Source organism: Desulfobulbaceae bacterium, from assembly GCA_013792005.1.
GTDB lineage: Bacteria > Desulfobacterota > Desulfobulbia > Desulfobulbales > VMSU01 > VMSU01.
Window position 1 is genome coordinate 30,448 of record VMSU01000028.1, and the last position, 13,638, is coordinate 44,085.

The window sequence follows — 13,638 nt, forward strand, 5'->3', positions numbered from 1 at the left end:
GCGGGTCAATATAAATCGCGCATCCGGGGCACCCGGTAAACGTTTACAGTCCGTTGAAATCCGCACGTTCAACGCTTCTGGTGAACGATTACGACTTTTCAACAAAGTACGGAGAGAGTGACCTGAAAAATCACTCCACCCAGGGGGAGATTGGTTGCCGTAACTCCACCGCCATGCTGCTCGGCTAACTCCCTGACAATGGCAAGCCCCAGCCCGGAGCCCTCGGTTTGCCGAGTCCCGGATGGTCGATGAAAGGGGTCGAAGATCCTTTCGCCGTCCTCGCAGCGTAACCCAATCCCGTTATCGGCTACCGTAAGGAGATGCCGGTCGCCATCGCTATTGTATCCGAAAGAAATTTCGCTTAACCTATCGCCACCATATTTCAAAGAGTTGTCGACCAGATTACGCAAAATACGCAGCAGGGCCAGGCGGTCAGCCATGAGCGTTGGACAATATTCCGGCTCGATCCAGGAGATGGCGCGTTCCTTAAGTTGGCAGTCAAACTCGGTCCGGAGGTCTCGAAGAATACTCTTAAGATTCACCGCCTCGACAAGAAGAGAGGCATTGCCGGCGGAGATATAGTCGTTGATCTTTCCCGTCAGTTCGGCAAGCTGATGTGCTGCCCTGACAATCTGTTCGCAGCAAGCCTTACCCCGGTTGTCAAGGAGGTGGCGGTATCGTTTGTCAAGAAGTCGGCATAGCCCTTCAATGGCAATCGCCGGACTTTTGAGGTCATGGGAAATCGAATAGGCAAAGAGCTTAATCTTTTCCGAACTTCTGGACAGGGCATCCTCTGCCCTTTGGCGTTCAAGGATTTCCGTCTGGAGTTCGTAGTTCATCCCGCGAAGATCTCTGGTTCGTTCTTTGACCATCTCCTCCAGGTGATTCCGGTATTGGGTCAATGCCTGCTCATTCCGTTTTCGTTCAGTACAGTCCTCGACCATCTCGATTGCCGCAATTACTTCTCCTGCCTCGCCATGAATCGGTGAGGATATGATTCGATAGTTCCGGATCACTTCCCCATCGGGGGTTTCGGTTACCGCTTCGTGAACCAGCCCGTCGCGTAACGTTTTAGAGGTTGGGCAATAGCTACAGATTCCTTGACGAGGCGGATTATTGAATGAGTGGTAGCAGACCGGCTTTAGAGAGATATTGATCAAGGGAAACCATTGCCGCATCTGACGATTCAGAGAGAGAATGCGCATCTCCGGACTGATGACGGCGACCCCGATACCGATATTGTCCACCACGCTTTGATATTTGTCTTCATTTTCCTTCAGCCGCTTACCAACATTGAGGATCTCGGTGATATTGCGCATCAGCACGATAACTCCAGACTCCCGACATTGCCCATTATTGACCGGAATAATGGTGGTCTCCACCGCCAACTCGGCCCCAAACCCATCAACAAAAGAAAGGACTTCTTCTTGTCTTATGGCTTCCACGCAATGGAGATACAATGACGACTGATGTTTTCCAGCAGTACTGGTTAGCTGCTGGGTGAACACCTCAGAACAGTGGTGTCCCAAGACATCTTGATCAGAGACACCAAGCATTGCTAGCAGAGAAGGATTTATTTCCCGTAGGATCAAATTATGATCAAGCCATGCCATGCCAACTGGCAAACTGGAGGCAATCCCTGGGATAAGGTCAGGATTTGTGCATAGCAGATTGGCGAACATCTCTCTCTCCTGTGTTTAAGTCTTCGACACAATCAACCATATCTTTCACTCTTGACTCTCTTCAACGTTGAATATGAACGAATCATTACAAATGAACATCCTCCTGAGGCTCGGAGTAAAATTCAGGGTACAATTTCTTGGCACACTCAGGGCAGATACCATGACTGAATTCTGCCTCGGAATGATCCCTTATGTAAGCTTCAATTTGATTCCAGGCTCCTTTGTCATCCCTTATTTTTTTGCATGAGGCGCAGATCGGTAAAAAACCTTGCAGTATTCTGATCTGGGCTAACGCCTCCTCCCGTTCACGGACTGCCTGAGCCTTTTTTTCTTCTATGAATTTTCTCTGCAACGATAAAACGGTCGTAACCCAAATAGCAAATAGGGCCAGCGCTCGGTTCGTTAACACCTTCCATATCTCACCGCCTGGCGGTGAGAAAAATAATCCAAGAATTGTTAATATGGAACAGAGGACTGCTACCATGACAGTGAAGTGGCGCTTTTTGTGCCAAAGAGAGAGCAGAACGACCGAGATATAAGGAACCCCGGCAGCCACCCCTAAAGGAAGGGCCAGATCAACACTAAAAAGAACCAACGTCAGTATGGCATAGCCAACGACGAGCAACCGATTCCTCCTTGCCGTCTCTTCCGCAAGTTGCTGTTTTGTCTGCTCAGATTGGTTGCAAACTCCTATTGCTGTGGGCGTCATTTTGGACCCATACATTTCATCGTATATGTTCAATATTTCCCTCGTGGTTGTCATTATTTCAAGAGACAGCAAGTCATTTACTGCACGATGTTCGCATCAGGGGCTCAATAATAGGTTTCTGGTTTCGATAGCTGGAGCGCCTGCAAAAAGCGTATGTTATTTTTTAGAGGCCCCCTGTTGGTAGCGGTCGTTCTCGACTCTTTTCGTTTCGGATCCCTAATCAAAGCAAGGCGCTGCAGAGATCGCCAGGGATTGACTAGGTGTTGCTGTTGTATATCGCCGCGAACTCATGATGAAGGTCCCGAAAGGCCTCATGGATCCTTGGGTCGAAGTGATCGGGCATGGTGCGACCGTCACCCTTGATGAGTATTTTGCAAGTCGTCTCGTGATCAAAGGCCGGTTTGTATGGTCGGGAGCTACGTAAGGCGTCGTATTGGTCGGCAATGTTCATCAGTCGGGCGGCCTGGGGAATCTCCTCGCCCCGCAGGCCATGCGGATAGCCATGACCGTCCCAGCGTTCATGGTGGCTCAGGGCGATCTGTTCACCCATTATGATGTACTGTGATGTCGAGCCGGTTAGGATGCTCCCGCCAATGAGCGTATGGTTCTTCATCAGAGCGAACTCCTCGTTGTTGAGCTTGCCGCGTTTAAGCAGGATATCGGAAGGGATGCCGATCTTGCCGATGTCATGCATGGGGGCGGCATAGGAGATAACTTCCACCTCCTCTGCAGACCAGCCTAGTGCCGTAGCCAGAAGGGCGCAGTAGGTCCCCACCCGCTTGATGTGCGAGGCCGTTTCTTCGTCCTTGAATTCAGCGGCGATGGTGAGCCGTAATACCGTGTCATGATAACTTTCTTTCAGTTGTTCTCTTGATTCGTGCAATTGGGCAGTGCGGGCCAAGACCTCACTTTCCAGCAACTCGTTGTGTTGTTTTAAAAAATCACCGTAATCCTTAACCTGCAGCAGATTTTTGGTCCGGAGCATCAACTCGCTCTTGTCAATGGGCTTGGTCAGGAAATCGCTGGCGCCTGACTCCAGACCCTTCAGCCTGGAGTCCCGATCGGTCAAGGCTGTGACCATGACTACCGGGATCTCGCTGGTGGCCATATCGGCCTTGAGTTCCCGGCAGACAGAGTAGCCATTCATTTCCGGCATCATGATATCGAGAAAGATCAGGTCCGGGACATATTCTCTTACCATTGCCAGCGCCTCGGCGCCACTGGCAGCGACTGCAAAATCATAGCCGTAATGGCGCAGCATAACACCCATCACCTTCCGGTTTTTTTCTTCATCATCAACGATGAGAATTTTATGTGGTGTGCTCCTGCTCCTTTCCATTGCCGTCCTCCTTCTGCTCTATTGAGCGTGTCCTACTGATTACTCTTGGCCGTGACCGGAACAAACAAGCTGAAACGACTTCCTTCGCCCACGGTGCTGTCGACCTCAATCCGGCCGCCAAGCAAGTCCAGGAACCGTTTACAGAGAACTAGGCCTAGCCCAAGTCCCTGATACGATTTGCTGACTGAGGAGTCCCCCTGCTGAAAGGGCAAAAAAAGCCGCTCCTGCTGTTCTTTGCTGATGCCGATCCCGGTATCCCACACGGTGATCCGTATCATTTCCTCTTCTTTCCCGGCATTAATGCCGACAGTGCCGCCGCTTGCGGTGAACTTGACCGCGTTCTCCACCAGTCTCTCCATCACCTTGGTCAATATCCTTGCATCACTGTTAATCATGCCAACTGAGGTGTCCACCTGCATCTGTAAGACGATATCGCGCTGCTTGGCCATTTCTCGGAAAAATTCCAGCCAAGAGTCAAGCAGGAGTGCAAGGTCAAAAAACTCGTGTTCAACCTCTGTCCTGGCCGCCTCAAGCAGCGAGAGATCAAGAATGTCGGTAATCAGCCCCAAGAGTCGGTGGCCGCTTTGCCGGATTTCTTCAAGATAGTCCTGCTGTTCGCGATTTACCGGGCCGATCATGCCGTCCTGCATAATTTCGGCAAAGCCGATAATGGCGTTCAGCGGGGTTCGCACCTCATGGGACATGTTGGCCAGAAAGGTCGATTTTGCCTGGCTTGCCGCTTCCGCCGCATTTCTCGCCTGGCGCAGATCGTCCTCCAGCAACCGACGTTCGGTGGTATCGCGGCCTACCGCCTGAAATTCAATAAGCTTGCCGTGTTGGTCAAGAATGGCGCGGTCAATCCAATGCTGCCAGCGGATGCTGCCATCCGGTAAGACCACCCGGTGTTCGATGTCGGCGCTGGGCCGATCCCGACCCAACGAACTAAGGTGCTCCTCTGTCTGCCTCCGGTCTCCCTCCTCCGGGAGCAGGGACATAAAGCTGTGGCCCACCAAGGCCTCTTTTGATTGGCCGAAATAGCGGCAATAGGCCTCATTGACAAAGGTCAGAATCCAGTCGGGACGGAAGCGGCAGATCAGTTCGGTCTGATCTTCGACGATGGCGCGGTAGTTGGCCTCGCTCTCCCGCAACCGTTGCTCGCTGCGGCGGTGACCCAGGATCTCCTCTTGCAACCGAGCGTTGACCCGCAGAAGTTCAGCGGTACGTTCCGCAACCCGGGTCTCAAGTTTTTCCTTGGCCTGTCTCAACTCCTCCTCCACCTCATGCTGGGCGGTGAGGTCGCGGGCGTTTACCACCACCCCGGAGACCGCACCATCCGCTTCGACCACAGGGTAGTAGGCCACATCCATAAACAGCCGCCCGAGGCCGGCGAACTGAAACCACCCCTGATAGCGAACCTCCTCGCCCGTCAGACACCGATCCAGTTTATCCTTCACCAATAGCTCAAAGGTCTCCTGTCCGAGCATTTCCACAACGCTGCGCCCGACAATATCCTCGCGTCGATGCTGATGGGCCAGCAGATAGGTATCATTGACCGCCCGATAGATATACTGGCGGTCCACCAGTGACATATGTTCGCGGGAGGTGGCGATGATTCGTTCATAGTCACGTAGGACTTTTTCGGTCTGCTTTCTGGCGGTTATGTCCCGTTCGATGGCATAGATGTATTGCTTGCCGCTAACAAGAATCAGCTGGGCGGTCACCTCCACGGTGATGAGCGTGCCGTCTTTGCGCGTGTGCACGGCCTCAAAAGTTTCCGCCTGTCCGCTCATCACTCGCCGAGTCCGGTCCGGGATATTGTGCCTGGTTTCAGGACTGTCGAGGATACTGATCGGTTGGCCGAGCAGTTCCGCCCGTCGGTAGCCATGGACCATGCAGGCCGCCTCGTTGAGATCGACAATAACCGGAATGCCGTCGTCGCCTAATTCCAGGATCAGGATATAATCGGCGGTCTGCTCAAACAGGGCTCGGAATCGTTCCTCGGTCTGATGTAACTCACTATTTTCCTGCTGCAAAGCGGCGAGTTGTCCCTCCAATGTTTGGAGGCGGATTTTTAGCTCTGTATTGGTTGTCTGTTGACTCACCGCGTTCTCCTTGCCAAAGTTACGACAGCTTCATGCTCCAGTGGGTTCATATAGCTGGATCATCTCGACAAAATAGTTTTTGTTGATCGGTTTTGAGATGTAATTATTAAATCCGGCCTTCATGAATCGCTCCTTGTCACCTTTCATGGCATACGAGGTGAGAGCGATCACCGGGATCGCCTTTGTCGCATCCTCCTGGCGTAAACGGAGCACGGCGGAGATCCCGTCCAGCCGGGGCATCTGAATATCCATGAGGATAAGGTCGGGAATTGTCTGCCGGGCTACGGCAATCCCGGCCTCGCCATCCTCGGCGGTCAGGCATTGATGCCCCATGGCTTCAACAATCACCCGGAATAGCTTAAGATTATGCGGGTTGTCTTCAACGATGAGAATTTTCATGCTGTACTCCCTCCCTGAATTATTTGGTCAGTTGTCAGCGCCGACTTGGCCTGCAACACTGACAGCAGACCCTCAAAGGTGTCGCCGTCATCCGGGAAAAAGGCGGCCTCCACCTCAAAGGAATGGCCAGTCCCATTCAGTATCTCTTTGAATCGGGCCAGGGACTTGGCTAGTATGTTCCGTTCCATCCCGATAACGGCCAGACTGATGACCTGGTGGTCGGCATCCGCCATGAGAACATCGTGCCCCCTGGTTTTCTGCTGAATTGTCGCCGCAGCAGCAATAAAATTCTCCAGCGGCATGAGGCTGGCGGGTTGGAAACGAAAGAGGGCGAATTCAACCTGTTCACGCTTGCCTAGAGAGAGTAGCCGGTTGATGTGCCGGCTCCCGGATTGCCAGTCCAGGATTCTGGTGCCGGGCAATACATTCGCAGCATCCTGAGCCTTGTCCTTCTCCAGGGGCTCGGTCGCCGTCTCTGGTAGCATAAAGATAAAGCGGCTGCCGACCCCTAATTCGCTTTCGACCCAGATCCGGCCACCGTGCAGTTCTATGAACCTGCAGCAGAGATTGAGGCCAAGCCCGGTGCCTGGATACTTTCGGCTCAGTTCCGTATCTAGCTGCTGGAAGGGTTTGAAAAGCCTAGAAATATCCTCTGGGGCAATGCCGATACCGGTGTCCTGCACGGTAATTCGTACCCAATCGCCTTCCTTGATCGCCATCACCAGGATCTTGCCACCATCCAGGGTGAATTTCATGGCATTAGACAGTAGATTTACCAGCACCTGTTTGATTTTGCGCTCATCGGCGACTATTTCCCCGACATCTCCAGCCAAGTCCACGGTCAGGGTAATGCCATGCTTCATAGCCTTTTCCTTGAAGAGGATCAGGCTATGTTCAACCAGATCGGTGAGGGCAAAAGTGGTGAGCTCAAGCTCCGCATGACCGGCTTCCACCTTGGAGAGATCAAGAATATCGTTGATCAGGCTGAGCAGATGGGTACTGCTGTCAATAACATCGCCCAGGTATTCCCGTTGGATGTCGGTAGTTGGTCCGGCCATGTCATCACGGATGACCTCGGAAAAACCGATGATGGCATTGAGCGGGGTGCGCAGTTCATGGGACATGTTGGCCAAAAAATCGGATTTGGCCCGGTTGGCTGCCTCGGCCTGCTGTTTGGCCTCCTCAAGATTTGCGGTCCGTTCCGCTACACTCTTCTCCAGTCCCTCAATGAGCATGGCGTTTTCGATTGCCGTGGCCGTCTGATTGGTAAATATCTGGGCCAACTGGATGCGCTGCGGAGTAAAATGCCCGACCGTCGTGCTATACAGCAGCAGGGTGCCGACGCATTTCTTCTTGGCACAGATCAACGGCAGCCCGAGCACCTCCTTGAACCCCTGACTTTGCATCTCCTCCGCCCAGAGATTGAGAAGAGGATCATCAAACCTCATCAGAACCGGCTGTTGCTCGCGCATTGAGCGGTCGGCCGGCCCCATCCCCAATGGCGACTCATCCCGCCTCACCCGGATCGTCTTCAGGTAGTCACCGTCGCTGCCGGCCTGCGCCACTGGCCGGATGGTATTATCCTTGCCGGCCAAACCGATCCAGGCCAAGCGTACGGTAAAGATATCAATTGCTTGCTGGCAGATGGCCTTGGTCAGCTCGGCAAACACAGTAATCCCGAGGATGGAACTCGAACCCGAGGTCAGGGCCAGCACCTCATCGTTGAAGGCAGCCAGATCATTTTCGGCCTGTTTGCGAATGGTAATGTCGGTGGAAATGCCGCAGGTGGCATACTGAGCACCGGTTGCAGAGTAGAGGGGGAATTTGACCGAAATATAGGTGTGCAGTCCATCGCTCTGTAGCACCTCTTCTTCGAGCTCCATGGCACGGTTTGCCGCCAGCACCAGGCGATCGTTGGCCCGCATGGCATCGGCCTGTTCTCTTGGAAAATACTCATGGTCGGAGGTGCCGACTACTTTCTCCCTCTCAATGGCAAAGAGTTCCTCCCAGCGTTTGTTGACCAGCAGGTATCTGCCATCAAGCCCCTTCATGTAGATGACGGCGCCCGAGTTGTTGATGATGTCTTGCAGTCTGGCTTCACTCTCCTTCAAGGCATTCTCCGCCTGTTTGCGGTCGGTGATATCCCGGGCGATGCCGAGCAGGGCAACGCACGCTCCCTGCTCATCCCGCACCGGCGCTGTCGTCAGGAAGGCCGGATATTCGGAGCCATCCTTTCTGGCCAGGTTCAGCTCGCCAACCCAGCCATCTGCCATGGTCCTGCTCAGTATCTCCTGTTCGAGCCCGGCTGGATTGTTGGCAGAAAGGTTTATGAAGGCATTCCTGCCGAGCATCTCCTTGGGCTGGTAGCCGAAATAGTTAATCACCATGGGATTGGCATGAATGATGGCGCCCTGGAGGTCGGTAATCATAATAAGATCCCGGCTGCTGTCCAAGGCCTGGGCCAGCATGGTCACCTGCCGGTGGTTAAGGGCGTTCTGCAGGGCCACCGCTACAATATCGGCAACGGAGCGTAATGACTCCTCCTCTCCGGCATTAAACACCTTGCCGGGTGGCAGGTAGAGGCAGAGAACCCCCACCAGCTTAGTGCCGACCATGAGCGGCAATACGCTATGGCCGTGCTCCGTCATGCCCTCATAGGTTGTGGTATGCCGGTAATCGGCAATAGTGGTTGCATAAATGGCCGCTTTCTTTGCCGCAGCCAAGCCGCAGAGACACTGGCCCACCGGCACAGTGCCGCAGCGTTCGAGCATATTAGGGCAATACTCGCGCGAGGCAACCAGGGTCAGGTGCTGTTTGTCCTCGTCAAACAGGAAGATCCCGCCTTTCTTGTCCAAGGTAAGCAGCTCCAGGCTCAGTATCTCGTCCAGGATATCATTCACCAGGAGATCAAAATTCAAGGTCCGACTAGCCGCCCCACCTATGCGGTGCAGCATGGAGAGACGCCACATGGATTCATCCTTCTCCTTGAAGAGGACGGACAGGGTGGCGGCCATCTCATTGAAGGCTATTGCTAGGGAGCTTATCTCGCCCTGCCCCAGCACCGGCAGGTGAACGGCAAAGTCCCTCTGCCTGATCCGCTCTGTCGCCCGCTTTAACTCTTTGATTGGCCGGATCAAGTTACGCTGGACATATAAGCTACTGCCTAGCGCTATGAGCAAAAAAAGGAACAGAAGGTAGTACCTGGTGTTGGCAAACTTACGCAATTCGGCGTTGTAATGTCTCTCCAGCGAGGTGACCAGGGTGTCGAGATTGTTGATTGTGTCAGCGAAGGCGTCATGGCAGGCGGCGCACGACCTTTGTTGTTCCGCCAGTGGGGCGGTGATAATTTTCAGGAGCAGGGGGGCCTGGGAAACATCCCAGCGTTCGATGAGTCCGCTGACAAGAGTCCGGGACTGCCGGTCATGCATGTGTATCGCTTTCAGGTCGAGCGTCTCATCACCATCACGCAGGCCATACAGTACCGCTCGATACCGTTTCATTGCCCTCTCAACCTTGGCTAATTGGCTTTCGGCCTTGCTCGTATTGTCCGGGAAAATGCCGATCAGCAAGTGCATCTGCAAGGTAATTTGCATCAGCTGCAGGCGTTGGCGCCCAGCCAGGTTCACCTTTCTGGACTCGCCCCGCATATGTGTGGTCAGTAAAAAGGTGGAGCCCGCCAGAAGCGCAAAAAAGGCCAGGGCCAGAAAACTCAGAAAAAGGTATTTGGCGGTCAGCGACTGAGTGAATTTCATGGGTTATCCCCTACATTTTTATGTCCTGCGTGTTCGCTGTTCCACCTGCCTTTACAGATGCCTCGGCACGTTTAACAGCCGGAAAGAACATATCCTCTTCTTCCTTGAGATGGGCGGTCATATCAAGGGAAATTCGATCAAAGATGGGGACGATTTCGATCACCTCAAGATGGTGTGTGCCATGGACCTCCGCAATTTTACGGAGATACGCGGCAATTTGGCCGGTGTTTTCTTTGAGATAGGCATGGTGGACGTTGATGATGTAGTCGATCAGGAAGGACAGATCCCACGATGCATAGTTTTGGCTTCGTTCAACCGGGGCACTCTTGGCAGCTGCAAGATCTGTGGTTATCGAGGCAAGATCAATCCCTTTTTCTGAGCAAACTGCTGCAAGAGGGATGTTACCACCACAACAAAAGTCAATGTCATGGGATTTAAACACCTTAGCGGTCCTGAAATCACTGGAGACAATCTCACCAATAGTTTGCGCTGAGAGGTTCATTTTAAACGGGTTACCTCTACAACCTGCAGAAAATAACTCCACAATCACCCCATTTTTTCAGGGTTACTCCTTTTCGAAATCACTCTTGCCAGCACCACAAACAGGGCAGATCCAGTCATCTGGCAGACTCTCAAACGAAGTCCCTGGGCTAATTCCACTATCTGGATCGCCAAGGGCAGGGTCATAGACATATCCACAAACTTGACAAACATATTTAACCATATTTATTCTCCTTTGTTGTTGAGAAGATGTACGTTTGGAAAACCACAGGGTGCTCTATACCGAAGAAAAATGGTAACTGTCCAGCAGTGCCATATCTGCGTTGTTATCGGCCTGCTCATGTGCGAAAAGCACACATCGCAGGCCGATGCCTAGCATCTGCGGCACTACTGAACAGTTACGGTTCTGGGCTTCGGCACCTTTCTGGGTCAGAAGGTGGATAGTTACGAAAAATGAACACACTGTGGCTTTCCGCTTTCTTATTTTTTAAAGTTCAAAATAACCATTACACATTTACCATGGCCTATACGGCCCCTTATGCCGCTGCCATGGATAGGATGTGACAATAATTTATTGACAACAGCTTACTCCAGTTTGATAACGGATATGGATTGTCAAAACATCACTCATATGCCGTGTTCATGAGGAACTGCCGCTTTCTCATCAGCGCCGTGATGCATTCCACCGCCCTTGATCAAACCATGCAAACCTTCAACGTAATGGGTGAAAGTGACATAGGCCTCCACGAATTCTCGGCCTGCGGTGACACTGTGATCGGCGTGTATCTTGGTTTCACGAGCGTGGGCGAAACGCGCCTGGATGCCGCTGGCCATGGCCTTGGTCAGGGTGTCAACCAGGGTATCGACCGATCCGTTGTCCAAGGCCTTGTCAGCCATGGCCACTGCCGGGTCAATGTCCTTGCCCTCCTTGAGGCCGGTGTAGGGCGCCCCTTCTCCTTCCCGGTGGATACGGACCAATGTCTCGAAGAAGTATTTGTCTGCCAGCTCCTTTGCCTCGGGACCCTTGGCCCGCACTGTCATGGTCTGTTGAAATGCGTGCCGGATCTCACTCTCGTTCTCCGGTCGCACCCACTTGAGCAGGGGGGTGACATCACCTTTTTCCAGGGCGGTTCGAGCCGTTTGTACCACAGGCCCAATCAGGGTGTCGCAGTGGGCATAACTCTGTGCTGGAAAGAAAATAAACGTTGCCAGGAGCAGTATGGAACCTGAAAAGCAGGGGATAAACTGTTTCGTTCTCATGGCGGTTCTCCTTTGGTTGTGGTTACTGTTGGACTTTGATTTTATTGATTGTCTTCGCTCAAGGAAATGGCGCTGACCGGACAGGAATCAATAGCTTCTTGACAATCGCAGGTCGAGCATTGATCAGCACCAATGACTTGCGATTTTTCATCCTCCATCACAAACATCTCGGGACAGAGATCTGCACATATTCCGTAGCCTATAGCATGATGGTCTCGCAAAAAGTCCGGGGATGGCTAAGCAGGTAAGCGAGCCTGCGAGACTCCGAAAGGTGCGATATACAGGTAAGCGATCGAAGAGAGACTCCGAGGCGCGGGGTGTGTTTTGTGAGTGAGGCCATACATCTGGTATGCCGAACGAGCAAAACCGCCACGCAACACAGTAGATCGGACTTTTTGCGACGCCATCAACTGTAGCCCAAACAAAAAAGCCCTTGAATCAATTCAAGGGCTTTTTTGTTTGGTGATGACCAGAACTCGTTGTTTGATCGTAACATATTATATTATACCTTTTCCTTCCGCATCGTTGCGCACCGCCAGTCTCGCTTTTTCTTTGAGTTTGCCAGGGTCAAATATTCCAACGCTGACTTTAAGTGATGTCCTTTTGTTTCGTGCAAGTTTGAACCAATTGGTAATCTCTGCAGATAACGTTTCTTCTCCCACCCGCTTTGCTGCTTTGCCTCCATCGACTTGATGATCAATGACTCCGGAGTTGACGTAAGTCCACTCTCCATCTTTTTGAGAAATAACTCCAGTGTGGCCTCGAGACGGGGTAGAAAACGAAAGCAACACTCCCTCCTGTAAGAGAGGTTCGATTCGGGTCATGACATCATCTGCCTGTTGCTCAGCATTGTTGATCACTGAAAAAGATTCATCAAAGAGCTTGTTTCCGGCAACTTCAATCAGACCTTCACCATTGTGATAGGCGTTGTGACGAAGTCCTTGGTTTGTGGCAAGTTGAACAAGATGCTGCCGCAGTCCGTTGTTTCCTTTGTATTGGACACCGAGATCTTCCAGCCCGCGAATGACTAAACCATAGCAATCGATTTTATGATAGGGACGGCCCAGGTATGATTTGACCGATTCAGCAAACCTTTTGGCAAAACCATTGCTATTAGAAATAGTTTGAGTTGATTCTATAACAGAGGTGATTGAAGTACCGTTACTCTGGGGCGTGGCACTGATTTTTGGCGCTGTTTTGTCTTGAAATGATAACTCCAACGTTTTGGGGTCGATGAAAACCTGAGAGCCTGGTTGTAAGGTTGTGTAAGGTTTGTTGCGGTTTACAGTAGAAAAAATGATATCCCAGGTATCGTTACTATAATAGGGATGGTTCTTGAGCAGATGGGAAAGGGTTGGCTGTTCGAAATTAATGTTACCGAGATTTATCAAGCCAGTATCGTTTTGTTGATTATTTGAATCTAACACGTTGTTTTCTTGAACAGTTACCGGTTGGGATGGGGTGTTTTCCCAAATGATCTCCTTCGTGGAAGAGTCAAGAAAGACCTCGACACCGGGCCTCATGTCGGTAAATTGTTTTTCTTGATTGATATCGGAGAATATAATCTCCCAACATTGAGCGTTGAGGTCTGGGTGGTTGATCAGAAGATGAGAGACGGAGGGTGAAGAGTCGTTGATTTTCCCCAGAGAGATCGGCATTTTTTGTCCATTGATACCAATAACTCCTGATTTCTCGATTGCATATGTATTGCCTGATTCACGGCTTGAAACTGTTGAGGTGTTGTTCTGAAAGGAGAGAATAGCGGAAAATTGTTTAGCTGAGCCGGATCGAGGAGCCACGGATCCTCTTGCTGCTGAGGGCGTCTCAGTATGTAGCGGAGTGATCGGCATAGTGTTTCGGAGGCGAATAGTTGTGAGTTGTAATCTTGTACCCA

The 13,638-nt window shown here is 51.9% G+C and carries 10 protein-coding genes and 1 pseudogene; all 11 read right to left on the reverse strand.

The annotated features are described in order from the left end of the window. Positions 1 to 98: 98 nt before the first annotated feature. Entirely contained in the window at positions 99 to 1,682 is a 1,584-nt protein-coding gene (locus FP815_01490; protein MBA3013611.1) for a PAS domain-containing sensor histidine kinase, read from the reverse strand. A gap of 85 nt (positions 1,683 to 1,767) precedes the next feature. Further along, positions 1,768 to 2,463 (reverse strand): hypothetical protein, encoded by a 696-nt coding sequence (locus FP815_01495; GenBank protein ID MBA3013612.1) that lies wholly within the window; start codon positions 2,461 to 2,463, stop codon positions 1,768 to 1,770. Positions 2,464 to 2,647: 184 nt separating this feature from the next. Further along, positions 2,648 to 3,730: a response regulator gene (locus tag FP815_01500; GenBank protein MBA3013613.1), complete on the reverse strand. Its 1,083-nt coding sequence runs from the start codon at positions 3,728 to 3,730 to the stop codon at positions 2,648 to 2,650. Between the two features lie 32 nt (positions 3,731 to 3,762). Further along, positions 3,763 to 5,832 carry a PAS domain S-box protein gene (locus FP815_01505; GenBank protein MBA3013614.1) on the reverse strand — a complete coding sequence of 690 codons (2,070 nt, stop codon included), beginning with the start codon at positions 5,830 to 5,832 and terminating at the stop codon, positions 3,763 to 3,765. Positions 5,833 to 5,862: 30 nt separating this feature from the next. After that, positions 5,863 to 6,231, reverse strand: coding sequence for a response regulator (locus FP815_01510; protein MBA3013615.1), 369 nt, complete (start codon positions 6,229 to 6,231; stop codon positions 5,863 to 5,865). Then, positions 6,228 to 9,983 (reverse strand): PAS domain S-box protein, encoded by a 3,756-nt coding sequence (locus FP815_01515; GenBank protein MBA3013616.1) that lies wholly within the window; start codon positions 9,981 to 9,983, stop codon positions 6,228 to 6,230. Before FP815_01515 ends, FP815_01510 begins: the two co-directional genes overlap by 4 nt. A gap of 10 nt (positions 9,984 to 9,993) precedes the next feature. Then, entirely contained in the window at positions 9,994 to 10,485 is a 492-nt protein-coding gene (locus FP815_01520; GenBank protein ID MBA3013617.1) for a hypothetical protein, read from the reverse strand. 63 nt (positions 10,486 to 10,548) lie between these two features. Then, positions 10,549 to 10,707 carry a rubredoxin gene (locus FP815_01525; GenBank protein ID MBA3013618.1) on the reverse strand — a complete coding sequence of 53 codons (159 nt, stop codon included), beginning with the start codon at positions 10,705 to 10,707 and terminating at the stop codon, positions 10,549 to 10,551. A 467-nt stretch (positions 10,708 to 11,174) separates the two neighbouring features. Next, positions 11,175 to 11,744 (reverse strand): annotated as a pseudogene (locus FP815_01530) (hypothetical protein). A 41-nt stretch (positions 11,745 to 11,785) separates the two neighbouring features. Further along, positions 11,786 to 11,911 (reverse strand): hypothetical protein, encoded by a 126-nt coding sequence (locus FP815_01535; protein ID MBA3013619.1) that lies wholly within the window; start codon positions 11,909 to 11,911, stop codon positions 11,786 to 11,788. A gap of 330 nt (positions 11,912 to 12,241) precedes the next feature. After that, positions 12,242 to 13,543 (reverse strand): hypothetical protein, encoded by a 1,302-nt coding sequence (locus tag FP815_01540; GenBank protein ID MBA3013620.1) that lies wholly within the window; start codon positions 13,541 to 13,543, stop codon positions 12,242 to 12,244. Positions 13,544 to 13,638: the final 95 nt, after the last annotated feature.